General features: G+C 72.5%; 32 protein-coding genes. 19 read left to right on the plus strand and 13 right to left on the minus strand.

Annotation, left to right across the window (positions count from 1 at the left end):
* Positions 1-437 precede the first annotated feature (437 nt).
* From IH61_RS0101895 to IH61_RS0101910, 4 genes are all read left to right on the plus strand, one after another.
* Entirely contained in the window at positions 438-1787 is a 1350-nt protein-coding gene (locus IH61_RS0101895; RefSeq protein WP_420713819.1) for an MFS transporter, read from the plus strand.
* Positions 1788-1896: 109 nt separating this feature from the next.
* Positions 1897-2427 (plus strand): hypothetical protein, encoded by a 531-nt coding sequence (locus tag IH61_RS42380; protein ID WP_031063846.1) that lies wholly within the window; start codon positions 1897-1899, stop codon positions 2425-2427.
* Between the two features lie 10 nt (positions 2428-2437).
* Positions 2438-3229, plus strand: coding sequence for a futalosine hydrolase (locus IH61_RS0101905; RefSeq protein ID WP_031063849.1), 792 nt, complete (start codon positions 2438-2440; stop codon positions 3227-3229).
* Positions 3222-4079, plus strand: coding sequence for a 1,4-dihydroxy-6-naphthoate synthase (locus IH61_RS0101910; protein WP_031063852.1), 858 nt, complete (start codon positions 3222-3224; stop codon positions 4077-4079). The genes IH61_RS0101905 and IH61_RS0101910 overlap by 8 nt, the downstream gene beginning before the upstream one ends.
* An 11-nt stretch (positions 4080-4090) precedes the next feature.
* Here the strand turns inward: IH61_RS0101910 and IH61_RS49865 are convergent, their stop codons facing one another.
* Positions 4091-4474, minus strand: a complete 384-nt coding sequence (locus IH61_RS49865) for a cold-shock protein (RefSeq protein ID WP_031063855.1) — start codon at positions 4472-4474, stop codon at positions 4091-4093.
* A 489-nt stretch (positions 4475-4963) separates the two neighbouring features.
* On the opposite strand from IH61_RS49865, the gene IH61_RS0101920 reads away from it, so the two are divergent.
* Positions 4964-5209 carry a hypothetical protein gene (locus IH61_RS0101920; RefSeq protein ID WP_234326984.1) on the plus strand — a complete coding sequence of 82 codons (246 nt, stop codon included), beginning with the start codon at positions 4964-4966 and terminating at the stop codon, positions 5207-5209.
* Positions 5210-5224: 15 nt separating this feature from the next.
* On the opposite strand, the gene IH61_RS0101925 is transcribed toward IH61_RS0101920, so the two are convergent.
* Positions 5225-5854, minus strand: a complete 630-nt coding sequence (locus IH61_RS0101925; protein WP_031063861.1) for an HAD family hydrolase — start codon at positions 5852-5854, stop codon at positions 5225-5227.
* A 160-nt stretch (positions 5855-6014) separates the two neighbouring features.
* Between IH61_RS0101925 and IH61_RS0101930 the strand changes: the two genes are divergently transcribed.
* A complete protein-coding gene (locus tag IH61_RS0101930; RefSeq protein ID WP_031063862.1) occupies positions 6015-6989 on the plus strand; it encodes an iron-siderophore ABC transporter substrate-binding protein in 975 nt (324 codons plus the stop codon).
* Between the two features lie 57 nt (positions 6990-7046).
* Here the strand turns inward: IH61_RS0101930 and IH61_RS0101935 are convergent, their stop codons facing one another.
* The gene (locus tag IH61_RS0101935) at positions 7047-7829 is read right to left on the minus strand and encodes a helix-turn-helix domain-containing protein (protein ID WP_031063865.1); all 783 of its coding nucleotides are present in this window, start codon (positions 7827-7829) and stop codon (positions 7047-7049) included.
* A gap of 74 nt (positions 7830-7903) precedes the next feature.
* Between IH61_RS0101935 and IH61_RS0101940 the strand changes: the two genes are divergently transcribed.
* Complete coding sequence (locus IH61_RS0101940) at positions 7904-8515, plus strand: TIGR03086 family metal-binding protein (RefSeq protein ID WP_031063869.1); 612 nt, start codon at positions 7904-7906, stop codon at positions 8513-8515.
* Here IH61_RS0101940 and IH61_RS0101945 read toward each other — a convergent pair.
* Positions 8512-10047 carry an MFS transporter gene (locus IH61_RS0101945; RefSeq protein WP_051836103.1) on the minus strand — a complete coding sequence of 512 codons (1536 nt, stop codon included), beginning with the start codon at positions 10045-10047 and terminating at the stop codon, positions 8512-8514. The two genes, IH61_RS0101940 and IH61_RS0101945, sit on opposite strands and share 4 nt — an antisense overlap.
* Positions 10048-10255: 208 nt before the next feature.
* Between IH61_RS0101945 and IH61_RS0101950 the strand changes: the two genes are divergently transcribed.
* Entirely contained in the window at positions 10256-10627 is a 372-nt protein-coding gene (locus IH61_RS0101950; RefSeq protein ID WP_031063873.1) for a YciI family protein, read from the plus strand.
* A complete protein-coding gene (locus IH61_RS0101955; RefSeq protein WP_031063876.1) occupies positions 10624-11850 on the plus strand; it encodes an RNA polymerase sigma factor in 1227 nt (408 codons plus the stop codon). The genes IH61_RS0101950 and IH61_RS0101955 overlap by 4 nt, the downstream gene beginning before the upstream one ends.
* Positions 11851-11886: 36 nt before the next feature.
* On the opposite strand, the gene IH61_RS0101960 is transcribed toward IH61_RS0101955, so the two are convergent.
* Positions 11887-12765 carry a LysR family transcriptional regulator gene (locus IH61_RS0101960; RefSeq protein ID WP_031063879.1) on the minus strand — a complete coding sequence of 293 codons (879 nt, stop codon included), beginning with the start codon at positions 12763-12765 and terminating at the stop codon, positions 11887-11889.
* Positions 12766-12835: 70 nt separating this feature from the next.
* Here IH61_RS0101960 and IH61_RS0101965 point away from each other — a divergent pair, with 70 nt between their 5' ends.
* Entirely contained in the window at positions 12836-13204 is a 369-nt protein-coding gene (locus tag IH61_RS0101965) for a nuclear transport factor 2 family protein (protein WP_031063881.1), read from the plus strand.
* A gap of 268 nt (positions 13205-13472) precedes the next feature.
* Here the strand turns inward: IH61_RS0101965 and IH61_RS0101970 are convergent, their stop codons facing one another.
* A complete protein-coding gene (locus IH61_RS0101970) occupies positions 13473-14015 on the minus strand; it encodes a DUF1707 SHOCT-like domain-containing protein (RefSeq protein WP_031063884.1) in 543 nt (180 codons plus the stop codon).
* A 4-nt stretch (positions 14016-14019) separates the two neighbouring features.
* Positions 14020-14814, minus strand: coding sequence for an AraC family transcriptional regulator (locus tag IH61_RS0101975; protein WP_031063888.1), 795 nt, complete (start codon positions 14812-14814; stop codon positions 14020-14022).
* Between the two features lie 103 nt (positions 14815-14917).
* Between IH61_RS0101975 and IH61_RS0101980 the strand changes: the two genes are divergently transcribed.
* Positions 14918-15592 carry an alpha/beta fold hydrolase gene (locus IH61_RS0101980; protein ID WP_031063891.1) on the plus strand — a complete coding sequence of 225 codons (675 nt, stop codon included), beginning with the start codon at positions 14918-14920 and terminating at the stop codon, positions 15590-15592.
* 17 nt (positions 15593-15609) lie between these two features.
* Here IH61_RS0101980 and IH61_RS0101985 read toward each other — a convergent pair whose 3' ends face one another.
* Entirely contained in the window at positions 15610-16056 is a 447-nt protein-coding gene (locus IH61_RS0101985; RefSeq protein ID WP_051836104.1) for a hypothetical protein, read from the minus strand.
* Positions 16057-16210: 154 nt separating this feature from the next.
* Here IH61_RS0101985 and IH61_RS0101990 point away from each other — a divergent pair, with 154 nt between their 5' ends.
* Positions 16211-16717, plus strand: coding sequence for a GNAT family N-acetyltransferase (locus IH61_RS0101990; protein ID WP_031063897.1), 507 nt, complete (start codon positions 16211-16213; stop codon positions 16715-16717).
* 97 nt (positions 16718-16814) lie between these two features.
* On the opposite strand, the gene IH61_RS0102000 is transcribed toward IH61_RS0101990, so the two are convergent.
* Positions 16815-17075, minus strand: coding sequence for a hypothetical protein (locus IH61_RS0102000; RefSeq protein WP_031063901.1), 261 nt, complete (start codon positions 17073-17075; stop codon positions 16815-16817).
* The gene (locus tag IH61_RS0102005) at positions 17075-17443 is read right to left on the minus strand and encodes an ATP-binding protein (protein WP_031063903.1); all 369 of its coding nucleotides are present in this window, start codon (positions 17441-17443) and stop codon (positions 17075-17077) included. The genes IH61_RS0102000 and IH61_RS0102005 overlap by 1 nt, the downstream gene beginning before the upstream one ends.
* A 273-nt stretch (positions 17444-17716) precedes the next feature.
* Here IH61_RS0102005 and IH61_RS43840 point away from each other — a divergent pair, with 273 nt between their 5' ends.
* The 5 genes from IH61_RS43840 to IH61_RS0102025 all read left to right on the plus strand — a co-directional run bounded on the left by IH61_RS43840 (position 17717) and on the right by IH61_RS0102025 (position 21103).
* Positions 17717-18580: a helix-turn-helix domain-containing protein gene (locus tag IH61_RS43840; RefSeq protein ID WP_031063904.1), complete on the plus strand. Its 864-nt coding sequence runs from the start codon at positions 17717-17719 to the stop codon at positions 18578-18580.
* Positions 18573-18764, plus strand: a complete 192-nt coding sequence (locus tag IH61_RS0102015) for a DUF397 domain-containing protein (RefSeq protein WP_031063908.1) — start codon at positions 18573-18575, stop codon at positions 18762-18764. Before IH61_RS43840 ends, IH61_RS0102015 begins: the two co-directional genes overlap by 8 nt.
* 55 nt (positions 18765-18819) lie before the next feature.
* Positions 18820-19011: a DUF397 domain-containing protein gene (locus IH61_RS0102020; RefSeq protein WP_031063910.1), complete on the plus strand. Its 192-nt coding sequence runs from the start codon at positions 18820-18822 to the stop codon at positions 19009-19011.
* A gap of 247 nt (positions 19012-19258) precedes the next feature.
* On the plus strand, positions 19259-19393 hold the full coding sequence (locus IH61_RS48060; RefSeq protein ID WP_267883983.1) for an SDR family oxidoreductase: 135 nt from the start codon (positions 19259-19261) through the stop codon (positions 19391-19393).
* Positions 19394-19426: 33 nt separating this feature from the next.
* Positions 19427-21103 carry a phytoene desaturase family protein gene (locus IH61_RS0102025; RefSeq protein ID WP_031063914.1) on the plus strand — a complete coding sequence of 559 codons (1677 nt, stop codon included), beginning with the start codon at positions 19427-19429 and terminating at the stop codon, positions 21101-21103.
* A gap of 90 nt (positions 21104-21193) precedes the next feature.
* Here IH61_RS0102025 and IH61_RS0102030 read toward each other — a convergent pair whose 3' ends face one another.
* Both IH61_RS0102030 and IH61_RS0102035 read right to left on the minus strand, forming a co-directional pair.
* Positions 21194-22360 carry an amidohydrolase family protein gene (locus IH61_RS0102030; protein ID WP_051836106.1) on the minus strand — a complete coding sequence of 389 codons (1167 nt, stop codon included), beginning with the start codon at positions 22358-22360 and terminating at the stop codon, positions 21194-21196.
* Positions 22361-22490: 130 nt separating this feature from the next.
* On the minus strand, positions 22491-22922 hold the full coding sequence (locus IH61_RS0102035) for a MarR family winged helix-turn-helix transcriptional regulator (protein WP_031063920.1): 432 nt from the start codon (positions 22920-22922) through the stop codon (positions 22491-22493).
* Positions 22923-23037: 115 nt separating this feature from the next.
* Between IH61_RS0102035 and IH61_RS0102040 the strand changes: the two genes are divergently transcribed.
* Positions 23038-23862 (plus strand): alpha/beta hydrolase, encoded by an 825-nt coding sequence (locus IH61_RS0102040; RefSeq protein WP_031063923.1) that lies wholly within the window; start codon positions 23038-23040, stop codon positions 23860-23862.
* 280 nt (positions 23863-24142) lie between these two features.
* Here the strand turns inward: IH61_RS0102040 and IH61_RS0102045 are convergent, their stop codons facing one another.
* Positions 24143-25192 carry a fatty acid desaturase family protein gene (locus IH61_RS0102045; RefSeq protein ID WP_031063925.1) on the minus strand — a complete coding sequence of 350 codons (1050 nt, stop codon included), beginning with the start codon at positions 25190-25192 and terminating at the stop codon, positions 24143-24145.
* A 229-nt stretch (positions 25193-25421) separates the two neighbouring features.
* Here IH61_RS0102045 and IH61_RS0102050 point away from each other — a divergent pair, with 229 nt between their 5' ends.
* Entirely contained in the window at positions 25422-26174 is a 753-nt protein-coding gene (locus IH61_RS0102050) for a hypothetical protein (RefSeq protein WP_031063927.1), read from the plus strand.
* The last annotated feature ends 150 nt before the right edge of the window (positions 26175-26324 follow it).

The raw sequence follows: 26324 nt of genomic DNA on the forward strand, positions 1-26324 counted from the left end.
GGCCCCCGACGCCCGACGGGGGCGGACCTTGGGCAGGCTACCCGCCGGTCGGCGCCCGGGCACAGTCCGGGGCGCACGCGGGCGCTCCGGCAGCCGCGCCGAGGGGTCCGCGATCCCGCGTCACCACGGTCATTCTGGGGCAGGATGGGCTTGTGGCGGACGTGAACCCGTCGCAGCACGCACTGCGCGCCTCGCAGGCCGGCGGCCCCGACGAGGCGGACGCCGTGCCGCGACCGCAGGGCCCGGTCCTCGCAGCGGGCGAACCGCAGCCGGAGGACGGAACCGCGACGCCCGCAGCGCCCGCAACGCCCGCCGAGCGCGCGCAGCCCGCGCAGCCCGTCGACCTCACCGAGCACGAACCCCAGGACCACCCGGAGGACGAGCACCCGGAGGACGAGTATCCGGAGGAGGGCGAGGAGCCCCGCCGCCACTTCCTGATCCGCACCGCCTCCGCCGCCGGCGCCCGCACCGGCAAGGTGGTCCACGGCACCGGCCGCCGCATCCGCCGCGCCACCTCCGCCGAGGGCGCGGGCGAGTCGGGCCTCGCGAAGCTGATCGAGCTGCACGCGCTGAACTCCTTCGGCGACATGCTGATCACCATCGCCCTCGCCTCGACGATCTTCTTCTCCGTCCCCACCGGCGAGGCCCGCGGCCGCGTCGCCCTCTACCTGCTGATCACCATGGCCCCCTTCGCGCTGCTGGCCCCGGTGATCGGCCCGCTGCTGGACCGGCTCCCCCACGGCCGCCGCGCCGCGATGGCGATGGCGATGCTGGCCCGCGCCGTCCTCGCCTGGACGATGGCCGGGGTGATCTCCGGCGGCGGCCTGGCGCTGTACCCGGAGGCGCTGGGCGTGCTGGTGGCGTCCAAGGCGTACGGGGTGGTGCGCAGCGTGGTGGTGCCCCGGCTGCTGCCGAGCCGGCTGTCCCTGGTGAAGGCCAACTCCCGGGTGACCCTGGCCGGGCTGCTGGCCACGGGCGTGGCGGCCGCGGTCGGCGGGCTGCTGCACCTGATCGGGCCGGGCTGGCCGCTGCGCGGCGCGTTCCTGGTGTTCGTGATCGGCACCCTGATGGCCTTCCACCTGCCGCACGAGGTCGACTCGGCCAAGGGCGAGCAGCGGGCCGTGCTGCACGCCGAGGTGCACGGCGAGGGCCCGCACCTGATCCCCCACCGCCCCGAGCCGGTGAAGGCGTCGCTGCGCACGGTCGGCCCCTCGGTGGTGCTGGCGCTGCGGGCGATGGCGGCGATGAAGTGGCTGGTCGGCTTCCTGGTGATGTTCCTGGCGTTCCTGCTGCGCACCGATCCGATCGGCGGGCTGCGCCCGACGCTGGCACTGGGCCTGGTGGCGCTGGCGGCGGGGACGGGCAACGCGCTGGGCTCGGTGCTGGGCTCGTGGCTGCGCACCCGGGGGCCTGAGGCGACGGTCACCGTGATGCTGCTGGTGGCGACGTGCGTGACGGTCGCGACGGCGCTCTGGTACGGCGTGGTGACGGTGCCCCTGGTGGCGGCCACGGCCGGGATGGCGGCCTCGCTGGGCAAGCTGGCACTGGACGCGCTGATCCAGCGGGACGTCCCGGAGGCGGTGCGGACCTCGGCGTTCGCCCGTTCGGAGACGCTGATGCAGCTGTCCTGGGTCGCGGGCGGCGCGGTGGGCATCCTGCTACCGCTGAACGGCGTGCTGGGCCTGTCGGTGGCCGCCTCGGTGGTCGCCGTGGCGCTGCTGTGGACGGTGCGCTCGCTGCTGCGCACGGGCGTGCGCCGACGCCCCGCCGCGCCCAGGGTGGCCTAGTAGGCCGTGTCGTTCGGCTCGAACGACACGCCCCGGGCCCGTGACGGGCAACACGCGGTGTCCGACCCCCGCGTAGCGTGATCGGCCGGGCCCGGTAGATTCTGATCCCATGAGCCTCGATTCCCGCCTCCTCGCCGCCCTCGGCGCCGTCGTCGTGGTCGGCGCCGCCACGGTCGGCGGGTCCGTCGCCTTCGCCTCCGACCAGACGGCGCACAGCGACCACCGCGTCACGGTGACGGTCGGCCGCAACTCGTCGGTCCACGACCCGTTCTGCTTCAACGACGGCCAGCCGCTGTCGCAGGCGGACCTGCGCACGTGCTCGGCGGACGCCAAGGCGGCCTTCGCGAAAAACAAGCTGCCGTCCCTGGACGTGCGGCTGAACGACCGCATCGGCGTCGGCGTGACCCCCACGGTCTCCGACACGGGCTGGATGGCCTCCAGCAACGGCGGCGCCGAGAGCGCCGGCGGGGAGTTCCCGCTGATGAACTACGCCAAGAAGGTGACCTTCTCGGGCCTGCAGCCGGCGACCTCCGTGCTGAACGCCTCCGGCAAGACGATCGTCAGCGTGCAGGAGGGCAGCTCCAACGGCAAGGACCTGGTCGCCCTCTGGTACTTCGTGCTGAACACCAAGGAGGACTGACGGTCCCGCGATGACCGTGCAGACCCCTGAGACGCACCGCGAGCAGTCGGGCCCCGAGCGGGCCCGGCTGCTCGTCGTCGTCGCCGTCCCGGCCGAGGCGCAGGCCGTCCTGCGGGGCCTGTCCGGCGGCGCCGAGGCGGCCGAGGAGCTCGCGCTGCCCGGCGGCGGCCTGCACCGCAGCCGCGCCGCCGCCGTGGACGTGCTGGCGGCCGGGGTCGGCCCCGCGGCCGCCGCTGCCGCCGCCTCCGCCGCGCTGGCCGCGCGCCCGTACGCCCTGGTGGTCTCGGCGGGCATCGCGGGCGGCTTCGCCCCGCACGCCCCCGTCGGCGCCACCGTGCTGGCGGAGGCGATCGTGGCCGCCGACCTCGGCGCGCAGACCGACGAGGGCTTCGCCGACGTCACCGAGCTGGGCTTCGGCACCGTCCGGCACACCCCTCCCCCGGCCGTCCTGGCCCTGGCCGCCGGAGCCCTGAGCGCTCCTGTGCCCGGCCTGGCGTCGGGCCTGGTGCTGGGCCCGGTGCTGACCGTCTCCACCGTCACCGGCACCGCCGAGCGGGCCGCCGCGCTGGCCGCCCGCCACCCGGGCGCCGCCGCCGAGGCGATGGAGGGCTTCGGCGTGGCCGAGGCCGCCGCCCGGCACGGCCTGCCCGCCCTGGAGCTGCGGACGGTCTCCAACCCCGTGGGCCCGCGCGACCGGGCCGCCTGGCGCATCGGCGAGGCGCTGGCCGCCCTGGAGCGGGCCTTCGCCGCACTGCCCGTCCCCGAACTGATCGAGCTGACCGAGGAGGCCGGCCGTGGCTGAACGGCTGAGCATCGCGTACTCGCCCTGCCCCAACGACACCTTCGTCTTCCACGCCTGGGCCCACGGCCTGGTGCCCGGTGCGGACGTCCCCGAGGTGACCTTCGCCGACATCGACGTCACCAACGGCCTGGCGGAGCGCGGCGAGCTGGACGTCCTCAAGATCAGCTACGGGGCGCTGCCCTGGGTCCTGGACGAGTACGCGCTGCTGCCCTGCGGCGGGGCGCTGGGGCGCGGCTGCGGCCCGCTGGTGCTCACCCGCCCGGGCACGGAGCGCCCCGAGGACCTCGCGGGCAAGGTCGTGGCGGTGCCCTCCGAGCGCTCCACCGCCTACCTGCTGTTCCGCCTGTGGGCCGCGAAGGCCGTGCCGGGGGGCTTCGGCGAGATCGTCGTCCTGCCGTTCCACGAGATCATGCCCGCCGTCCGGGACGGCCGGGTGGACGCGGGCCTGGTCATCCACGAGGCCCGCTTCACGTACCAGCGCTACGGGCTGAACAGCCTGGCCGACATGGGCGAGGCGTGGGAGCGGGAGACGGGCCTGCCGATCCCGCTGGGCGCGATCGTCGCCCGGCGCTCGCTGGGCGCCGAGCGGCTGGGCGCGCTCGCCGACGCCGTGCGCGCCTCCGTCCGGCAGGCGTGGGCGGACCCGTCGGCCAGCCGGGAGTACGTGATGGCGCACGCCCAGGAGATGGACCCGGACGTCGCCGACCAGCACATCGGGCTGTACGTCACCGAGTTCACCGAGGACCTGGGCGAGGAGGGCTACGAGGCCGTCCGCGCGCTGCTCACCCGGGCCGCCGCCGAGGGGCTGGTGCCCCCGCTCGACCCGGGTGCGCTGGCGTTCGTCAGCTGATCATCGGACCGTCAGACGTCGAACTGGTCGGCCACCGCGCGCAGCAGCCCGGCCAGCTTCTGGCCCGTCGGCTTGGCCGGGTAGCGCCCGTGCTGGAGGCCCGGCAGGACGGCGTCCAGTGTGGTGATGAGGTCCTGGACGATCGGCGCCATGTCGTCCGCGCTGCGGCGCTGGGCGGCGGCGACGGAGGGCAGCGCCTCGAGGAGTTGCACGCTCATCGCCTGGTCCCCCCGGTGCCCGGCGACCACGCCGAACTCGACGCGCTGGCCCGGCTTCAGCGACGTGACTCCGGCGGGAAGCGCCTTGGTGTGGACGAAGACGTCGTCCCCGTCGTCGCGCGAGAGGAAGCCGAAGCCCTTCGTCTCGTTGAACCACTTGACCTGGCCGGTGGGCATCTCGAACAGTCCTCGAATGGGTGTGAGGGATACCCGGCCATGACCGGGGATCACAGGGTGGAGGGAAGTACGGCCGACCTCGGCTCGGCGCCCTCGGGCGCTCACGGTCGGCTCGCCGTCGGGAGCAGACTAACGGTCCGTCACGGTGTCATCCGCGTTCCGCGGGGGATCGGCGGCCCCTGGCCCGTTCAGGGCGGTACGGACGCGCGGATCTCTCGGGTGCGGGCGCCCCGGTACCGGCACGGCCGGAGCGCGGCTCAGCGCTGTCCATCGGCACACACCCCCCGGGTCTCAGGACACGGGGCGCAGCGGTTGCGCCCCTCGGCAACCCGTGCATACCCCCGCCCAGCAGGGATCAAAACGCATCGCTGCCGGGAAACTGCGCAACGTGACCGACCCGCTCCCGTGGGCGTCCGGGCGACGGTCCCCGCCGGACGCTCTGCCAGACTGGGGACACCCGTCCAGGTGATTCCCGAGGAGCGAGCAGTCGTGAGCAGCGCCGTGAGCAGCCGGAGCGCCGATCCCGGCGACGTGTACGTCAAGGTCGGGACGGTCGTCTTCGGCCTGGGCATGCTCGCCACCCTGGCCACCCTCGTCCCGCTGTTCCTGCACCTGACGCCGCTGCCCAGCGTCGCGTGGTGGCTGAGCATGCTGATGCCGGCCGGCTTCCTCGCCGCGCTGGTCGGGCTGCTGCGCAACGCCCGGGCCCAGCGCCGGCGGATGCAGGAGTCCTGACGTCCCGGAGCTGTCCTAGGCGCTCGCCACGTGCCCGGCGAGCCAGGCCGGGAACTCGGTCAGGTCCCTGAGCACCACGTCCGCGCCCGCCTCGCGCAGCTCCTCCGCGCCGTACGGGCCGGTGGCCACCGCGACGGCGACGGCCCCGGCGTGCCGGGCGCCCACGATGTCGCCGAGGTGGTCGCCGACGTAGACGGTGGCGCCGTGCTCGCGCAGGGCGACGCCCTTGGTCTCGGCCCACAGGTCGCCGATCACGGCGTCCGCCGCGATGCCGGCGTGCTCCAGGTGCAGGCGGGCGTTCGGCTCGTACTTGCCGGTGATGACGGCGATCCGGCCGCCGTGCTCGCGGACGGCCTCGACGGCGGCCAGGGCGCCGGGCAGGGGGACGGTCGGGGCGAAGGCGTACTCGCGGTACAGCTCGCGGTAGCGGTCGGCGGCCCGTTCGGCCTCGTCCTCGGGGAACCAGTTGCGGATCTCGTCCAGCAGCGGGGGGCCGAGGCGGGTGACCACCAGGTCCGCGTCGATGGGGGTGCCGGTCTCGGCGGAGAGTGCCAGGTAGGTGGCGCGGATACCCGGCCGGGTGTCCAGCAGCGTCATGTCAAGATCGAAGCCGACGGTGAACGGGGCGGTCGAGGTCTCGGGCATGCGGCCAGGCTATCCAACCGGCCGCGCACCCGACGAGGCTGTTTCCCCGGCGGTCGGGGCGACCCGGCCCGAAGCGGAAACGGGACACTTCGGCGAATCGCACCGCCGATCCGGACATAATCGACACGCCCCAGACCGCCCGGCCGCCCGAGGACCGCCGATGCACCGGATCACCCGCCGTACGCTGCTCACCGGTCTCGGCGCGGCCGGGCTCGCCGCCTGCACCTCCGGCCGTCCGGCGGCCCCGCCCGCGGACGGGCTCGGCACGGGCACGCCGAGCGCCGTCGCCCCACCGCCGGTCACCGTGACGGCCGCCACCGGGCCGGTGCTGGTGCCGGGGGCGCCGCTGAAGGTGGTCGTACTGGACACCGATGTCCTGGACTCCGCGCTGACGCTCGGGATCACCCCGGTCGGCGCCGCGCTGCCCGTCGGGGACACCGGCTTCCCCGCGTACTGGCCGGCCTCCCGGGTCGCGGACGTCCGTCCCGTCGGCCCGGCCGGGGCGCCGGACCTGGCCGCCGTCCGGGCGCTGCGGCCGGACCTGATCCTCTCCAACCAGGCCCGTGACGGCGACCGCTACGACCAGTTGCGCGAGCTGGCCCCGACCGTGCTCACCCAGACCACCGGGGCGCCCTGGAGGGCGAACTTCCAGCTGCACGCCCAGGCGCTGAGCCGGGAGGCGGCCGGGGCGGCCTTCGTCGCCGCGTACCAGAAGCACGCGGGCCAGGTGGCGCAGGCGCTGTCCGCGGCGAAGCTGTCGGGGCGCAGAGTGAGCCTGGTGCGGTTCGTCGACGGCGGCGGGCTGCGGGCGTACGGGCGGCAGAGCTTCCCGGGGAGCGTCCTCGCCGACGCGGGGGTGGGGCGGCCGGACGCGCAGAACGTCGACCAGTCCGACGTCGAGCTGCCGCCGGACCAGCTCGGCCGGGCGGACGGGGACCTGCTGCTGTACTCCGTGTACGGGGACCGGGCGCGGGCGGGCGTGGACTCCGTGCTGACGGGCCCGGGGTGGCAGGCGCTGGGGGCGGTGAAGGCGCACCGGGCGTTCCCGGTGGACGACCAGCTGTGGTTCCAGGGGCTCGGCTACACGGCCGCCAACTTCATGCTGGACGAGCTGCAGCGCTTCCTGGGGGCGTGAGGGGTCAGGGGCCGTGAGGGCCTCAGGGGTCGTGAGGGCTTCAGGGATCGTGAGGGTTCAGGGCGCGCCCGCGTAGCGCGCCGGGGAGACACCCACGGCGGCGGTGAAGTCCCTGGTCAGGTGGGCCTGGTCGGAGTACCCGAGCTCGGCGGCGAGGGCTGCCAGGTCCAACTCGCCGACGGCTGCGGCCCGTTCGGACGCCTCGTGCAGCCGGGCGCGGCGCAGCACCCACTTCGGGGAGGCGCCGACGTACTCGGCGAACAGGCGCTGGAGGCGGCGCACGGGCAGGCCGAACTCCCGGGCCAGGTCGTCCACCCGGTACAGGTCGGGCGAGGCGGTGATGCGCTCGACCATCGCGGCGACCTCCCCGGCCACCGGGTCGGGCGCGGGCAGCCGGGGGCGTAGGAAGGCGTCGACGAGGGACGGGTCCGGCTCGGCGGCCAGCTCCTCGTTGAGCCGGTCGGCCTCGGGGCCGAAGAGGTCGGCGGCGGGGACGGTCCGGTCGGTGAGGTCGCCCACCGCGCACCCGGCGAAGGGGCGGAAGGCGCCGGGGTGGAAGCGCGCGCCGAGCACGTGTCCGGTGCCCTCCAGGCGGCGGGCGAAGAGCGAGCGCTGCACCCCGTACACCTGGGCGCGCGGCTGCTCGAAGACCAGGTGGACGTTGGGGTGGCAGAGCACCTTCTGCGCGTACGGGTCGTGGCCGTCGAGGTTCCAGCGCACCAGCCAGTAGTACTCGACGAACCGCGCCACCTCGGGGTGCGGCGCCGGCCGGTCCACGGTGATCAGCTCGGCGGCGCGGGCGGGGTGGAGGACGCCGCGGCCGAGGTGGGGGGATTCCATGGCGGCCAGGGTAGGCCGAGGGCGTGTCGCGTTTCTTCAAGACCGGGCCGCGCGGCGCGGCGCAGGATCGGGGCATGACCGTTCACCCGCTGCACCCCGTCCTGGCGCGCGCCGCCGCCGTCGCGGCCGAGGTCGCCGCCGCCGTTCCGGCCGACCACCCGATGGACGCGCCGACCCCCTGCACGGAGTTCGACACCCGGACGCTGATCAACCACTGGGTGCTGTACACCTCCCACGGCCTGGAGCACCGGGCCCGGCGCACCGAACTGCCCGCGGAGCTGATCGCCCGAGACTTCACCGCCGACGCCGACTGGCGCACGGCGTACGCGGCGCAGCTGGAGCGGGCCGTCGCGGCCTGGGAGGCTCCGGCCGCGTGGGAGGGCAAGGTCGACCTCGGCGGGTCCCCGTTCCCGGCGCTCGGGATCGCCCGGATGCTGCTCCTGGAGCTGATGCTGCACGCCTGGGACGTGGCCCGGGCGACCGGCGTCACGGTCGGGGCCGGGGTCGGTGTCACCGTCACTGTCGACGAGGAACTCGCCGAGCTGGTGCGGGAGATCGCCCAGGAGAACGCCGAGATGTTCCGGCAGTACCAGGGCTTCGCCGAGGAGGTGGCGCTGCCGGACAGCGCCTCCGCGTGGGATCGCGCCCTGGCGGTCTCCGGGCGCGACCCGCACTGGAAGAACTAGGGAATCGGGACGGCCTCGGGGGTCTGAGCCTCGGATGCCTGGGCCTCGCCCCGCGCCCCCGGGCGCAGGACGAGGACCAGGACGGCCAGCCCGGCGAAGAGCGCCGCCGCCACGACACCGGTGACGTGCAGGCTCGCGGTGAACGCCGCCCGGGCGGTGCGCAGCAGTTCCGCCCCCTGGCCGGCGGGCAGGTGCCCGGCCTCGGCGACGGCGCCGGCCAGTGAGTCGGAGGTGCCGCCGGTGCGGTCGCGGTAGACCACGGCCGCCAGCACGCCGAGCAGCGCGAACCCGAGCGAGCCGCCGAGGTAGTTGCCGGTCTCCGACATCGACGCCACCGAGCCGGCCCGCTCCGGCGGCACCGAGCCCATGACCAGCCCGGTGCCCAGCGCGAACAGCGGCCCGGTGCCGAGGGCGAGGACGGAGATGCCCGCGACGGCGAGCGGCAGCGAGCCCTGCCCGTCCACGGCCGCCAGCAGCAGGCCCCCGAGGGCCGAGACCGCCAGCCCGCCGGCGATCGCGGTGGTCTGCGGCAGGTGCCTGGCGAGCACCGGGGCCGTCATCGTCCCCGCCGCGACGGCGATGCCCATCGGGGCGAACAGCAGGGCGGAGGCGACGGGCGAGTGGCCGAGGACGCTCTGCAGGTACTGCGTCACCATCAGGCCCGTACCGGCCATCGCGACCCCGGCGAGGACGAGGGAGACGAGCACCGCCAGGAACGGGCGGTTGCGCAGCAGCCGCAGGTCCAGCAGCGGGACGTCCAGCCGCAGTTGGCGCCGTACGAACACGGCCCCGGCCGCCGCGCCGACGATCAGCGCCGCCGCCGGGAGGGCGCGGACGCCCTCGGTGCCCGCCACCGCCAGCTGCTTGACGCCGTAGATCATCAGCAGCATCGCCGCCAGCGACAGCCCGACGCTCGTCAGGTCCAGCCGGCCCGAGCGCTCGCCCCGGAACTCCGGCAGCAGGAACGGCCCGGCGAGCAGCACCACCGCCATCGGCGGGACGGCGGCCAGGAAGACCGAGCCCCACCAGAAGTGCTGCAGCAGGAACCCGGCCATGACGGGCCCGAGCGCGCCCCCGGCGAACTGGCAGGCGGCCCACAGTGCGATGGCCCGGCCGCGCTCGCGCTCGTCGCGGAACAGGTTGGTGATCAGCGCGAGGGTGGACGGGGCCAGGGCGGCGCCGGCGATGCCGAGCAGGGCCCGTACGGCGATCAGCATCAGCGGGCCGGTCGCGAAGGCGGCCACGACGGACAGGGCAGCGAAGGCCGCCGCGCCCGTCAGCAGCAGCCGGCGGCGGCCGAGGCGGTCGCCGAGCGTGCCCATGGTGATGACCAGGCCGGCGACCACGAACCCGTAGCCGTCGCTGATCCAGAGCTGCTGGACGTTGCTCGCGCCCAGGTCGGCGCTGAGCCGGGGCAGCGCGAGGAGCAGCGCGGTGGTGTCCAGCGCGACGATCAGGGTCGGCAGCATGAGGACGGCCAGTCCCAGCCGTGCCCGGGTGGTTGTCGTCTCGGGGGTCGTCTCGGGGGTCATCTCGGGGGCTCCGTGTTCGTCCGGGTGTTCGTTCTCCGTGTCCTTCGGGGGTCTGTCGGAGCGGGCGGGCCATTCTCGACACCGGGTGCGGACGGAGCCGCAAAAGATTTCCGCCCGGGGACGTCAAGACGGCGGGGACGGCTCCGACCATCCGGTGCGAGGGCCCGGAGGGACCGGGCCCGAGGTCGAACCGTTGAGGAGTCGCGAGATGAAGTTCGTGATCAGCATGCTCATGAACCCGGCTGTGCTGGACGCGCTGACGGACGAGGAGAAGGGGGCTCTCGGCGCCGGCCACGGGAAGTTCATCGAGGAGATCAAGGCGTCCGGTGAGCTGATCACCACCCTGGCCCTCGTCGACCCGTCCCAGGCCGCCGTGGTGACCGTCCGCGACGGCAAGCAGGCCGTCACCGACGGGCCGTTCCTGGAGGCCAAGGAGTTCCTCGGCGGCTTCTACCTGATCGACGTCGAGAACCGGGAGCGGGCGATCGAGCTGGCCTCGCGCATCCCGGACGTCGCGATCGAGGGCCTCGGTGTCGAGGTGCGCCAGGTGATGTTCTCCGACGGACACTTGGAGGCATGACAGCTCCGGACTTCGAGGACCTGCTGCGTGAGCTCACGCCGCAGGTCCTCGGCACGCTGGTACGCCGCTACGGGCAGTTCGAGGGCTGCGAGGACGCCGTGCAGGAGGCCGTCCTCGCCGCCACCGTGCAGTGGCCCGCCGAGGGCGTGCCGGGCAGTCCGCGCGGCTGGCTGGTGACGGTCGCCTCCCGCCGGTACGTCGACCAGCTGCGCAGCGACCACGCGCGCCGCGAGCGGGAGGCGGCGACGGCCGCCGCCGAGGTGGTGCCCGAGGAGGTACCGGACCGGGACGACACCCTGCTCCTGCTCTTCCTGTGCTGCCACCCGACGCTCACCGCCGCCTCCCAGACCGCCCTGACCCTGCGGGCGGTCGGCGGCCTGACCACGGCCGAGATCGCCCGGGCCTTCCTGGTGCCGGAGGCGACGATGGCGGCCCGGATCAGCCGCGCCAAGCAGCGCATCAGGGCCGCCGGCCGCACCTTCGGCCCGCCGGAGGGCGCCGAGCGGGAGGAGCGGCTGCGGGTCGTCCTCCAGGTGCTCTACCTGATCTTCAACGAGGGCTACACCGCCTCCTCCGGCGAACTCCTGCACCGCCCCGACCTCGCCCGCGAGGCGATCCGGCTGACCAGGGCCGTCCACGCCCAGTTGCCGCAGGACGGGGAGGTGAGCGGGCTCCTCGCCCTGATGCTGCTCACCCACGCCCGGTGGGAGGCCCGCACGACGGCCGACGGCGGCCTGGTGCCGCTGGACGAGCAGGACCGGGCGCGGTGGGACGCGGCGATGCTCGAGGAGGGGATGGGGCTGGTCAAGGCGTCGCTGGCGGGGCCGCGGCTCGGCCCGTACCTGCTCCAGGCCGCCATCGCCGCCACCCACGCCGACGCCCCCACGGCCGCCGACACCGACTGGCGGCAGGTGCACGCGCTCTACCTGGTCCTGGAACGCCTCGCGCCCAACCCGATGGTGACCCTCAACCGGGCGATCGCCCTCGCCGAGGTCGAGGGGCCCCGGGTGGGGCTGACGGTGCTGGCCTCCCTGGACGAGGACCCCCGGCTGGCCGGGCACCACCGGCTGCTGTCCGTCCGGGCGCACCTGCTGGAGAAGGCGGGCGACGCCGTGGGGGCGTACGACCACTACCGGCGGGCGGCGCGGGCCACCGACAGCCTCGCCGAGCGGCGCTTCCTGGAGGCCCGGGCGGGGCGGGTACGGCCTGCCGCCTCGGGCTGAACCGTCCCGCCGGCCTCAGGCCGAACCGCCGAGTCGTCAGAGTGAACCGTCCAGCGCCGTACGGAGTTTGGAGCGCAGCAGCCGTACGGCCGGGGAGCTCTGGTCCCGGCGGGCGACCAGGCCCAGCCGGGCGTGGACGGCGGCGTCGGTCAGCGGCACGGCCCGCAGGCCCGAGCCCCGGGCGGAGGCGGCGCTGAGGACGGCGACGCCCGCGCCGCGCTCGGCCAGGCGCAGCAGGGCGACCGGGGAGCTGGCGTCGAGGTCCACGCGGGGGCCGAGGCCGAGCTGCGCGCAGGAGCGCTCGTAGGCGGCGCGGATGCCGGTGCCCGGGGAGAGGCAGAGGATCTTCTCCCCGCGCAGGTCGGCGAGTTGGACGCTCGGCCGGTCGAGGGCGTGCCCGGCGGGGAGGACGGCGGCGATGGGCTCGTCGACCACGACGGTGACCTCCAGGCCGGCGGCGACCTCCCCTGCGAAGCCGATCAGCGCGAGGTCGAGGGCGCCGCCGAGGACCTGCGTCTGGAGGTGGTCGGGGTGCCCCTCGTGCAGGCTGAGTTCGATGCCCGGGTGGGTGCGGCCGAGGTCGGCGACGGTGTCCAGGAACGGCGGGATCGAGCAGCCGGTGATCATGCCGAGCCGGACGCGGCCGCGCACGGCGTCGGCGAACTCGGCGGCGGTGTGCTGGATCGCGTCGAGCGTGGCGAGGGCGCTCTTGGCCAGCGGCAGCACGGCCTCCCCGGCGGGGGTGAGGCGGACGTGGCGGCTGGAGCGGTCGAGCAGCTTCTGGCCCAACTCGTGCTCCAGTTTGGCGACCTGGGTGCTGATGCCGGACTGGCTCACATGCAGCCGGGCGGCCGCAGCGGTGAACGTACCCTCGTCGACGACGGCGGCGAAGTAGCGCAGCTGGTGCATCTCCATATCTGGAAATGATAGCTGGCATGTGATCCATCTGTTGGACGGATGATCCAAAGCGTCGAAGAATGGAGGCATGACGACGACGAAGAGTGCACGCGAGCTGGCCGAGACCTACTTCACCGCCTGGGAGGCGGGCGACTTCGACACCATCCGGGGCATCCTGGCCGAGGACGTCGACTTCGTCGGCGCCCTCGGAACGGCCTCCGGCATCGAGCAGGCCCTCGGCGGCCTGCGCGGGCTCGGCCAGGTCCTGGAGAAGATCGACGTGAAGGCGCGGGTCGCCGAGGGCGACGAGGTGATCACCTGGTTCGAACTGCGCACCACCATCGCCGACCCGGCCCCGACCGCCAACTGGATGCACGTGGAGAACGGCAGGATCACCCGCATCCGCGTGACCTTCGACCCGCGCGGCCTGCTCGCGGGCTTCGAGAAGCGTGGCTGATCGGGCGGAGGAACCCCGGCGAGAGGACCTGGAGGGCCTGACCGCGAGCGCGGTCACGCCCTCCTCGCTTTCGATGCCCCTTTGTTCAACGTCCTGTCCCTGACGGCGCCCTGTCCCCGTCTCGATGGAATCCCCCGGGCGGGGGAGGCGGGTCGTCCGTGATGCCGAGGCCCGGGCGGCGGGGCCGCCCGTACGGTCTCGTAGGGGGCCGGGGAGGCCGGGGTGGCCCGTACTGAGCGCGGGGCGCCCCGGCCGTGGGGGCCGGGTCTCAGCGGCTGGCGTGGCGGACGGTGAGGCGGCCGTAGCCCATGACGCCGGAGATGCGGATCGTCGGGCCGGCGGGCTGGGTGCGCCGGGGGATCCGGTAGTCGATGTCCTTCCAGCCGGTGGTCAGGCCGTCGAGGTCGACGACCGCGCCGAAGGGGACGGTGATCTTGGCCCTGCCGGTACCGACCTGGAGTTCGATGTCGACGACCGGGTCCTCGATGACGGCCCGGGAAAGGTCCAGGTGTACGCGGCCGAACGCGGACTCGACCTTCAGGAAGCGCGGCACCCGCCAGGCGCCGTCGCGCTTGATGCGGCCGCTCGCGGCGCTGATCGTGGAGGTCCTGGGCGCCGCCTCCGCCGGGAGGGCGGCCAGGACGACGTCCAGCTCGGCGCCGGTCCGGGCGATGAGGACGCGGTCGAGGCACGCGTCCATCTCCTCCAGGGAGATGACGCCGTCGGCGTACGCCCCCTGCACGCGCTGCACGGCGTGGTCGCGGTCGGACTGGATCGACAGTGGCGGCTGGTTGTCCGGCAGAGAGGTCACCCGTTCACTGTAAGTCCCTTGCCGCGCCTGCACGGTAGCGCCCCGGCGTGGTGCCGACGAGGTCGGTGAACGCCGCGATGAAGCCGCTGGGGTTGGCCCATCCGCAGGCGTGCGCGGTGTGGGTGGCGTCGTGGCCCTCGGCGAGGAGTACCAGGGCGTGGTGGATGCGGAGTTGGGTGCGCCACTCGTAGAAGGTCATGCCGAGTTCCCCGTGGAACAGGCGGCTGAGGGTGCGGCTGCTCGCGCCGACTGCCCTGCCGAGGTCGGCGAGGGTGGAGTTGTCGCCGGGCGTTTCGCGCAACTGCCGTGCGACGGCGCGCAGTCGGTCGTCCTGCGGTTCGGGAAGGTGGAGGGGCTGTTCGTTGGCTTCGCGCAGTTCCTCGACGAGGACGCGGAGGAGGCGTGAGCGCGCGCCCTTGCTGTAACCCTCCTTGTCGGGGCTGTAGTTGCGCGGCCCGGTGAGGGCGAGCAGCACCTCGCGGGCGAGGCCGGAGGCCAGGAACACGGCGGGCCGGTCGGGCACGAGCCGGGCGACGGACGGCGGGACGAAGACGATCCGCATGTCGGTGTCGCCGTGGGCGTGGTGGCTGTGGGTGACGCCGGCGGGGGTCCAGGCCACGCGGTTGGCGGGGACGATCGACGTGCCGTGCGCGCTGTGCAGCGAGAGGACCCCGCGGGCGGCGTACACCAAGTGGCCGCGCGGGTGCGACTGTTCGGCGCTGGTCTCGCCGGACGGGAAGAGGTGGCGTCCGCCGGAGGGAAAGACGTGGGACGTGTGAGGTTGGCGAGGTACGGGCATCAGTTGGCAGCCTATCGGTAGCAAGCCATGGCGGGGACTGGCGAGACTTTCTTCCATACCGCAGAGAACTGGGCGGTTCGGCTTGGGAGATGGGGAAGCGAAGATGACGACGTTCGTTCTGGTTCCCGGCGCGTGGCACGGCGCCTGGACGTTCGACCCGGTGGTTCCGCTGCTGGAGCGGGCGGGCCACACGGTTCACGCGGTGACGCTGACGGGCCTGCGGCCGGAGGACGACGTGGCGACGGTCGCGGCCGCCGACCTCGACACCCACGCGCAGGACGTGTTGGGGCTGCTGGACCGGGAGTTGCTCGATGAGGTGACCCTGGTCGGGCACAGCTATGCGGGGATGGTGATCGCCGCGGCCGCCGATCGGGCCGGTGGCCGCATCTCGCGGCTGGTGCACCTGGACGCGTACGTGCCGCGCGACGGGGATTCGTGCTGGACGGCGACGAACGACCTGTACCGGGGGCGGTTCACGGCCGGTGCCGCGGAGCTCGGTTACGCCGTCATGCCGACGGCGGGCGGGGATCCCCGGCGGCGGCCGCATCCGGTGGCCTCGCTGCTGCAGACGATCAGGCTGACGGGGGCGGTGGAGAAGGTCCCGCGCCGGGACTACGTGTACTGCTCGGGGTGGGAGGACGGGACGCCGTTCGCCGAGACCCGCGCCCGGGTCGCGGCCGATCCGGGGTGGCGGGTCTTCGACCTGCCGACCGCCCACAACGCGATGCGGGAGGCCCCGGAGGCCGTCGCCGCCCTGCTGCTCGACGGGCAGGACTGACGGCGCCCCGGTCGGCGTTACGCGTGGAGCACGATCCCGGAGACCACGAACCCGAGGAACCAGAGCAGGGGAATCAGCGCCACGTACGCGACGGGCCGGCGGAGCACCGGCTTGCCCGGGTCCATCCAGGCGCGGCCGGGGGCGGGGATCGAGGAAGGGAGCCTGGTGAACCTGCGGTAGGCGACCAGGTTCCAGGTCAGGGTGAACGGGGTGAAGATCGCCAGGGAGAAGGGGCTCCACCAGCCGAGGAAGAGCGTCCTGGTGGTCATCTGGCGGACGACGGCTATGCCGCAGTCGCGGCAGAAGGGGCCTTCGAGTCGCTCGAACTTCATGTAGATGAGCGCGCCGACGTGGGAGCGGACCTTCATGTGCTCGACGTGGCCGCCGCCGCAGTTGCGGCACAGGGGCGAGCTGGGGTGGTAGCCGCCGGGGGCGGGGGCGGCCAGGTACTGCGGCGTTGTCATACGAGGGTCTCCTGATGTTCGAAAAGGTCGACGAGATCGGAGTCGCCATGCGCGATTAGTGCTAGTCTCGTGAGGAGACGTTGAAAGCCTTCCTCGCTCGGATGACCATCCGGCCAGGGAGGCTTTTTTCATGCCCCCGGACTGGAGGAGTCTCATGCCGGACGTCGTGCGGATCGCGAAGGATGACGACCGCTCGGTGATGGAGCGGCTGTGGCTGATGTTTCGTCACGATCTATCGGAGTTCGACGAGTTGCTCCCCAATCCGGACGGGAGCTTCCGCGACGAGTGGCTCCACCAGGCGTTCACGGACGACGATCGGGTGCCCTACCTGATCACGTGCGACGACCGACCTGCGGGCCTGGCATTCGTCCGTGGGCTGGCTGGTCCGACACGGGTACTGAACAGCTTCTTCATCGTGCGTGGAGTACGACGGAGGGGGATCGGCCTGAAAGCCGTCCAGGAAGTCCTGGCCAGGCACCCCGGCCCCTGGGAGATCGCCTTCCAGGACACCAATGTGACGGCCGTTCACTTCTGGCGCCGCGTAGCCACCCAGACCGTCGGCGACGCATGGACAGAGGACCGCAGGCCGGTCCCAGGCCGCCCGAACCTGCCGCCGGACGTCTGGATCTCCTTCAACACCCCTGCGGAGGGCGGGTATTAGCCGTCCTCGTCGGGCGGGGTGGCGCGGAGGGCGGTGATGACGCCCAGGGCGACCGTCGCGAAGGCGAGGACGAGGAGGACGGCGAAGGCGGCCGTGATCAGGAATCGCACGGAGGCTCGCGGTCGGCGTCGAGGAGGAGGGTGAGGAGGTTCAGGAGGGTCGAGAGCGGCGCGGTGTTGAAGCAGACGAGCACCTGGCCGTCCATGGTCCTGTCGGTGGTAGAGGAGGGCCAGACGAGACCGAACTTCCTGCCCCGCTCGTGGAGTTCACTCAGGAGCGAGCGGACGTGGTCCTCGGTGAAGGCGCGCAGACGGGGGTCGCCGGGCTTCATGGGGTAGCGGCGTCGGGGGGTCGTCATCAGGCGGCGTCCCGCTCGCACTCGAACCAGACGGACTTGCCGCGCTTCTGGGGGTCGACGCCCCAGCGGCTGGTGAGGCCGGCGACGAGCTGGAGGCCCCGGCCGGACTCCGAGAGGAGGTCGGGGGTCTGCGCGGTCGGGATGACAGAGCTCTCGTCGAAGACGGTGACGCGGAGGATGCCGTGGTCGATGGAGAGGATCTGGACGACCGGCGCGGGGGTGTCGCCGTGGCGCCAGGCGTTGACCAGCAGCTCGCACAGGGCGAGTTGGGCGTCGAAGATGGCCGAGGGGGGCCAGCCGAGGCGGAGCATCGCGTCCTGGAGGGACTGGCGACCGAGGGCGAGGGAGGGCGTGTTGAGGTGACGCATGGGAGGACTCCCGGCGTGGTGTGGTGTGACGTGAAGATCCGGCGGACATACGTCGCCGTGAACCAGGCCATGCCGGAAGGAGGCATGGCTGCTCTGCGGCTCCTGGCAATAGGAGTTACTGACGATCCGTCGGATCGATGTGAGGTCGACCATAGCGCAGGAGGGTGGCCAAATTTCCCCCCGTTCGGGAAGTTCCCTCTATCGTGGTATCGGTAGACCGACACTCGACCCACGCGGCAGACTTGACGCCGACCACACCCTCGGAAGGAAGCCATGCCGCCACGCACCAACCCGACACTCCGCCAACGCAGGTTTGGCGCCGAGATGCGGAGAATGCGTGAGCGGGCGGGCTTCGGCGGCTCTGAACTCGGCCGTCTCGTCGGGATGAATCCCGCCCAGGTCACTCAGATGGAATCCGGGCGGATCGGCATCAGTGCAGACCGCCTGCGGACGATCGCCGCCGCGTGCAACTGTGCGAATCGCCCACTTGTCGATGCCCTCGCAGACACCATCTCAGAACGAGGAAAGGGCTGGTGGGAGGAATACCGCGAGGTTCTGACCACGGACTTCCTCGAAGTAGCAGAGACCGAACATCACGCAAAGTCGCTGTCCGTCTGCACCACCACTTACATCCCGGGTCTACTCCAGACCGGAACCTACGCCGCAGCAGTTTTCGCTCGGATCTATCCCCCACTGCCTCGCAAGGACGTCGACGTCCGAACGGCCTTTCGCGTTCAACGGCAGCAAGTGGTCCGATCCGGAAAGATCGCTCTTCACGCCTACATCCACGAAGCTGCACTCCGCATGCAGTTCGGCGGCCCCAAGATCCTCGCCGACCAACTCGAGGCTCTGGTCGAAGACTCGATGGAAGACGGAATCTCGATCAGAGTCGTGCCGTTCGATGTCGACACCTACCCTGGCGCTGGCGAGAACGTGACGTTCGCCGAGGGGCCCGTCCCCGAACTGGACACCGTCCAGATGGACGTCTCCCAAGGTTCGCTGTTCTTCGACGCCCCTGCGGACCTGGCCAAACACCGAGCGATCTTCGCTCGCATGGACTCCGCAGCTCTTCCGGAAGATGGCTCGCGAGACTTCATCCGATCCATCAAGAAGGAAGTAGAAGCCAAGTATGCGTGACACCGATTGGCAGAAGTCGAGCTATAGCGCGGCGAACAACGAGTGTGTGGAGGTCCGCGCGGTTGGCAGCCTCCTCGAACTCCGCGAGTCCGACGAGGCCCACCTCACCCTCTGCATAGCCCCTGCTGCCTTCACCGCGCTCCTCTACAGCGCCAAGGCTGGCGACTTCGACCACCACGCCTAACCCCTCGGCCGCTCGCGCACCGACGCGAGCGGCCGAGCCCTTCAGGAGGTAAGCGATGCCTGACCGCGAATGGCAGAAGTCCAGCTACTCCGGGGCGAACGACACCTGCGTCGAGGTCCGCACGAATGACGCCCTCGTCGAACTCCGCGAGTCCGACGAGGGCCACCTCATCCTCCGCGCCGCCCCCGCTGCCTTCACCGCCCTCCTCTACAGCGCCAAGGCTGGCGACTTCGACCACCACGGCTAGGAGCTGTTCACGGTTCGGATCTTGGCCTGGCCTGATCCGACCGTAGAGATCGCCTCGTGCTGACGTTTCGTCAATAACGAATCCACAACCGCGCGGGCGATGATGCTATTCAGGCCAACTATTCGACCTCGCACATGTATTGGCCAAACGGGAGCGGGACGCTACGGATCCGGACCAATGCAGTCACGCCCGGTTTTCTTCACTGCCGGACTAGCCGCACGCGTGTCCTATAAGGTGCCGCGAGGAGATCCCGGACCGCACTGCGCTGCGCCACTTCGGGCGGCTGCGGGACGTCGCCGACGTGGGTGGCTTCCTGGTCTCCGAGCACGCCTCGTACATCCCTGGCCAGGTCTTTCAGGTCGACGGAGGCCCTGGCCCGTAACCGGGTCGACAGTGCGAAGGGGGAACAGCCGAAATGACGGACCAGGACGACTGGGACGCGGTGGTCATCGGATCGGGGATCGGCGGGCTGGTCTGTGCTGGGTACCTGGCAGCAGCAGGCCGCCGGGTGTTGGTGGTCGAGCAGCACGATGTGGCCGGCGGGAACACGCACGTCTTCCGCAGACGCCGGTCCTACGAGTTCGACGTCGGCGTGCACTACCTGGGCGACTGCGGCCCTGACGGCATGCTGCCCGCGATCCTCGGGGGCCTCGGGCTCCGTGACCGGATCCAGTTCCGGGAGATGGACCAGGGCGGCTTCGACCGGATCTCGCTGCCCGGCCTGACCGTGGACGTGCCCGCGGGCTGGGAGCCGTACCGTCGGCGGCTCACCGAGGCCCTGCCCCAGGACGCCGCGGGCATCGAGGAGTTCACCGGAATCTGCCAGGCGCTGGCCGCAGAGCTGCGCGCCGCTCAGCTGTCGACCGAGGACTTGACACCCGCCGAGCTGGCGCGTCGTACCCCCGTCACCGTCCGCTGGGGCCGGCGCTCACTGGAGCGGCTCTTCGAACACTGCGATCTGACCCCCCGCGCCCGTACGGTGCTGGCCGCGCAGTCGCCCAACTACGGGCTCGCGCCGGACCTCGCCACCGTCGCCATCCATTCCGCCGTGATCGACCACTATCTACGCGGCGCCTACTACCCGGTGGGCGGCGGGCAGCAGTTGGCCGCCGGCCTGGTGGAGGTGCTGGAGGCGCACGGCGGTGAACTGCGCACCCGCTGCGCCGCGCAGCGGGTGCTGGTCGAGGACGGCAGGGTGACCGGTGTGCTGCTGGCCGACGGGCAGCGGGTGCGCACTCCGCTGGTGGTCTCCAACGCCGACTACCGGCGAACCGTGCTGGAACTCGTCGGCGCCGAGCACTTTCCCCAGCGGCTGGCGGACAGGACTCGCGAGGCCACCATGGCCCATCCCTTCGCGATCCTCTACCTCGCGCTGGACCGCCCGCTGCACGACCGGCCCAACGCCAACCTCTGGTGGTACCGCGACGCGGACCTCGAGGGCTGGTACCAGCGCCTGAGACGCGGCGAACTCGACACCGTGGACGCGATGTTCGTCTCCTTCGCCTCGCTGAAGGAGCCCGACTCCGGCGCCGTGTGCCCGCCCGGGCACAGCAACTTCCAGGTGATGACGCTCTGCCCGCCCGATCCCGAGTGGTGGGGCGTAGAACGGGGTCCGGCCGACGGCGGCCGGTACCGGCGCGGCAGCGCCTACCTGGCCCGCAAGCAGCAGCTCACCGAGGCCATGCTGCAGGCGGCCGAGGAGGCGCTCGGCCCGTTCCGCAGGAACCTGACGCACGTGGAGCTGGCCACCCCTCTCACCCAGGAGCGGTACACCCGCTCCAGCGGCGGAACCCCCTACGGGCTGGCCGGGTGGGGCAAGGCCGGCCACCGGCCGGACACGCGCACCACCGTCGAGGGCCTGCACGTGGTGGGCGCCAGCACCCGCCACGGCAGCGGGATCGGCGGGGTCGCGACCGGCGGCATCAGCTGCGCATCCGAGATCCTGGGGCAGCCGCTGCTCCCGCTGGCGCACGCCGGGAAGCTGCAGGTCGACCCGGCGCGGCTGCCCGAGCGGCCCGCCGACTGGGACGCGCTGGCCGTCTCCCGCGGCGCTGCCCGCCGCACCGCCCGCGGACTCGCCAAGCTGGGCTGACGGCTCCGCCCGGCTCCCGCAGCCGTCCACCATCTGACGCCACGGCCCCTCGCGCCGGATCGCGCGAGGGGCCGCAGTCGAGCGTTGTGCTCAGTCCTCGTCGTCCACCGGGGCGGACGCGGGCAGCGGGCCCGGCAGGACCACGCCGTTGGGGCGCAGCCCGTTGCCGCAGATCCGGGGTGCCCGGTCCTTCAGGCCCAGCAGCTTGAAGTAGTTCTGCCCGAGCGCGATGTCCCGGAACGCGGTGTCGCCCAGCGCCGTGTTGATCCGGCTGGTGACCTCCAGCTCCTGCTCGTACACCGCGTAGTCCTTGTTCCGCGCGGCCACGAAGTCCGTCCCCGGGATCGCCCGCTTCGGGTACCGGTCCAGGAACGCCGCGTACTTCTCGCGGTTGCCGGGCTTGCTGAAGTACAGGTCCTCCAGCACCCGCCAGCTCAGGTCGACGGTCAGGTTGGGGTGTTCGTCGAGCAGGCGGCTCAGGATGGCGATGTGCTGGTCCGGGTCCATGTGGGCCAGTTCCTTGGAGAGGCCCATGTGCGCCCAGACGATCTTGTTGTGGGGGTACCGGTCGAGGATCTCCTCCATCAGGTGGAGGTACTCGGTGGGCTCGGCGTCGTTCCCGAGGTCGGAGTGGAAGGTCACCGGGATGCCCCGGTCCTCGTACACCTTCATGAACGGCGCCCAGCGCGGGATGTCCTCGCTGGTGGCCGGTTCGGCGAGGTTGGGGAACAGGGCCTGCTTCACGACGTTGACCTCGCCGGCCCAGCGGAACATCCCCGGGTACTCGCGGTCGAGCAGCGCGATCCCGTCGGGGACGGTCTCGGGGTGGTGCAGGTCCATGAACGTCATCGAGAGCGCGAGGTTGGGGTCCGCGGGCCGGAACTCGCGCAGGCTCTCGGCGTTGGCGAAGTCGTTGCGCATCCGGGGGCGGACGGGCGTGCCGGGGCAGTCGAGGTAGTAGGTGCAGTCCGAATCAGCCGGAAGGACCTGCCCGATGCCGAACATGTTGGCGTAGTGGACGCCGGTCTTGTTCAGGTACCCGGTGACCTCCTCGAAGGGGATGGCCCTGCCTCCGAACGGGCGGAAGTGCAGGTGTGCGTCGACCACGGAGGTGTACGGCTGCTTCGACCGGTCGAAGCAGTCCCGCGCCGCCGCCAGCGCCTCACCCGTCCCCGCGGGCGAGACGACGACCGCCACCGCGGCCACGCTGACGGCGAAGGCGGTCAGCCGCCTGCCGCTCCGTTGACTCGTCCTCATGTGCTGCCTCCACGTAGTGCCGCGAACTGCCACACAGAAGAGTTAGCTGACGAACCGTCACGAATCGACGATGTCCCGGAGTGTCGCCCTCCGCCACCCGCCCGAACGGACGCAACCGGCCACGCGCCCCTCAGGACGCATCCTTCTCCAGGTTCGCGCGGAGGGCGGCCATCGTTTCGGCGACGCGGGCGAGGTCCTCCCGCGACACCCCCGCCGTGAGCGCGGCGAGCTCGGCCTCGACGATCGGCCGGGCGGCCGCCAGCCGCTCCTCCCCCTCGGGGGTCAGCTTCAGCACCGACGACCGGCGGTCCTGCGGGTGCGCCTCCCGCACGCACCAGCCCGTCGCGACCAGCCGGTCCACCGCCTTGCTCACCGCGCCCACGGTGATCGCCAGCTCCCCCACGAGGTCCTGCACACGGCATCCCCGGACCCTGTCGACGATCTCCAGGAACTCGAACTGCCCCAGCCCGATCCCCAGTTCGTCGCGCAGCCGCGCGCTCACCGCGTTGTACAGGCGGGTCTCGACCCGTACCAGGTCCACGAACACCGGCGTGACGCGCATCACAATCCTCCAATAGATTCCTAGGAATCATCTTCCCTGGAATCAGGCTACTCTTGCGGCAGATCGATTCCCAGGAATCAATCCTCGCGTCCCGCCCCAGCCCCGGAGGCCCGTCATGTCCGACCTTGCCACCCAGCGCAGCGAGTTCGCCGCCATCATCTCCCGCCCCGTCCCGGAGAGCGTGACCCTCCGCCGGACCGTCCTCGGCGGGCGCCCCACCCTCGACCTGGAGCCCGCCGACGCCACCGGCCCGGCCCGCCTCCTCTACTTCCACGGCGGCAGCTACGCCCTGGGATCCCCCGACACCCACGCCGGCCTCACCGGCGAACTGGCCCGCCGCGCCGGCCTCCGCGCCCTCTCCGTCGACTACCGGCTCGCACCCGAGCAGCCCTTCCCCGCCGCCGTCGAGGACGGGTTCGCCGCCTACCGCGACCTCCTGGAATCCGGCACCGACCCGCGCAAGCTCGTCCTGGCCGGTGACTCCGCCGGCGGCAACCTCGTCCTCGTCACCCTGCTCCAGGCCCGGGAGGCCGGACTGCCGATGCCCGCCGCCGCCGTCCTCTTCTCCCCCTGGACCGACCTCACCACCTCCGGCGGGAGCGCGAGCTCGAAGGAGGGCGTCGACCCCATCTTCACCAAGGCCGACCTGCACGACGGCGCCGACCGCTACCTCGGGCCGGCCGACCCCGCGCAGCCCCTGGCCAGCCCGGTCTTCGCCGACCTCACCGGCCTCCCGCCGCTGCTCGTCCAGGTCGGCGCGAGCGAACTGCTGCTCGACGACGCCGTCCGCCTGGCCGGGCGCGCGGGCGCGGACGACGTGGACGTCACCCTCGAGATCGGGGCCCGCCTCACCCACGTCTTCCAGCTCGGCTTCGCCACCGACCCCGCGGCGGACGCCGCCCTCGACCGCGCCGCCCGCTTCCTCACCGAGCACCTGTGAGCCGGGGCGCCCTCCTCACCGCCCGACAGGGCCCACGGCCCCGGCAGAACCGGCACCGGCAGAACCACCTGTCCCGGCAGGCCGACGGCCCCGGCGACCGAAACCCGGTCGCCGGGGCCCACCACGCGATCGTCACCCCCGTTCCAGCGCCGCAGCAGCCTCCTCCGGCGCCGCCGTCACGATCGAGTGGCAGCTCTCGGTCCGCGAGGTCCGCGAGGCCCGCGAGGTCCGCGAGGCCCTCGAGATCTGCGAGGCCCGCGAGGTCCGCGAGGCCCGGAGACTACCCACCGGACCGCAGCGGCTCCCCCGTCCGGTGCAGGTGCCCGAGGATCTCCCGGTACGACCGGACCAGCCCCACCTCGTAGTACGCGATCCCCTTCTCCGCGCAGAACTGCCGGGTGATCCGCGCCGCCCGCCGCAGCGCCGGAGTCGGCATGCTCGGGAAGAGGTGGTGCTCCACCTGGTAGTTGAGGCCGCCCATCACCGCGTCGACCACCGCCCCACCCCGCACGTTGCGCGACGTCAGCACCTGCCGCCGCAGGAAGTCCAGCTTCATCTCGGGCGTCACCATCAGCATGCCCTTGTGGTTCGGGGCGAAGACGCAGCCCAGGTACACGCCCAGCAGCGCCTGGTGGACGGCCAGGAACGCCACCGCCTTCCCCGCCGGGAGCGCCGCGAACACCAGCCCGAAGTACGCCGCGAAGTGCGCGACCAGCAGCGCTCCCTCCAGCACCGGCCGCTTCATCATCGGCCGCCGCAGGGCGCGGAAGCTGTTGAAGCTGAGGTTCAGCCCCTCCAGCAGCAGCAACGGGAAGAACAGGTACGCCTGCCACCGCCCGATGAACCGCGCCGGCCCGCTCGCCTCCCGCGCCTGCCGCTGCGACCACACCACCAGGTCCGGCGAGACGTCCGGGTCCCGCTCCTCGTGGTTGGGGTTCGCATGGTGGCGGGTGTGCTTGTTCATCCACCAGCCGTAGCTCATCCCCATCAGCAGGTTCGCGGCGACGAGCCCGCCGGCCTCGCTGGGCCTGCGCCGGTCGAAGACCTGACGGTGCGCCAGATCGTGTGCCATCAGGCCGATCTGGGCGAACACCACCGACATACCCGCCGCCAGCGCCAACTGCCACCAGCTGTCGCCGAGCGCGAACACCGCCCACCACCCACCGCCGAACGCGGCGAGCACCAGCCCCGACCGTACGGCGTAGTACCCCTTCCGCCTCTCGAGCAGCCCCTCGGCCGCGATCCGGCGGCTCAGCTGCGCGAAGTCGCTGCCGTCTCCCCGCAGTTGGCGGGCGGGGGCGGGCGCCTTGGTCATGGTGTCTGTGGACATGCCCCGAGTCTCGCCCGGGGCACCGCCCCGCCAGAACGGGGAAGGCACCCGTCCCGTACGGGTGTTAACCCCCGCCCCGCATCGGGTGCCAGCGCCCCGGCACCGCCGGCGAGCGGCGGTTCGGGTGAAGTTCCCGGCGCGGCGCCCCCGGGCCCCCGGCGCCCGGGAAACCTCCTGCGAGGCGGCCGCTCGCCCGGAGCGGCCGCGCCCAGCCCCCGGGAGGACCCGCATGCGCCTCGCCCCACGCCACGCCGCGCTCGCAGCCGCCGTCACCGCCCTGGCCGCGCTCCTGCCCGCCGCCGCCATCCCCACCACGGCCGCCGCCACCGCTGCGCAGGCCACCTCCGGCCGGTACATCAACCTGCACCAGTGCGTCTACAACAGCCCACTCGCGGACCAGAGCCACTTCGACCTCATGACCACGCTGGTCCCGAGCAGGGACGGGCGGTTCGCCGCCGGGACGGACATCTCCGACACCCCCGTCCCCGCCGCCGTGTGCGGCCCGGGGGACGGGAACTACGAGCTCGACGTCTACACGGCCGCCGAGCCCTACGACCGGACAGCGGGGCGCTACCTGAACCTGCACCAGTGCATCTTCTGGAGCGAGTACAACATGGACCACCTCACCACCGTGGTGGGGACCACCGACGTCAAGTTCGTCGCCGGCACCAACATCTCCAACACCCGTGACACCGCCGTCAACTGCGGTGGAGGCGGGGCCGACCACCCCATCCCCCTGCTGTCCAGCGCCACCCCCCTGGACCTGACCGCCGGGCGGTACCTCAACCTGCACCAGTGCCTGTACTACTTCGACCGCTACCGCGACCACATGACGACCTTCGCCCCCAGCGGGGACGGGCGCTTCAAGGCCGGGACGAACGTGTCCAACACCCCAGACACCACACCGTCCTGCGGCCCCGGGGACGGGAACTACCAGCTCATCCCGCTGCTCTCGGGCGTCAAGTCCCTCCCCCTGACCTGACACCGGGTGCGGGGCCGGTTCACGCCGGCCCCGCCTCGGCGAACACAACGCCCTCCACGACGCCCCCACCACCGCCGGACGCCTGCACCGCCTCGCCCCGGCCGTCACCGTCCGCATCGTCCCCGACGCCGGGCACTCCCTCACCACGGA

It is taken from the genome of Streptomyces sp. NRRL WC-3742 (assembly GCF_000720635.1).
Taxonomy (GTDB): domain Bacteria; phylum Actinomycetota; class Actinomycetes; order Streptomycetales; family Streptomycetaceae; genus Kitasatospora.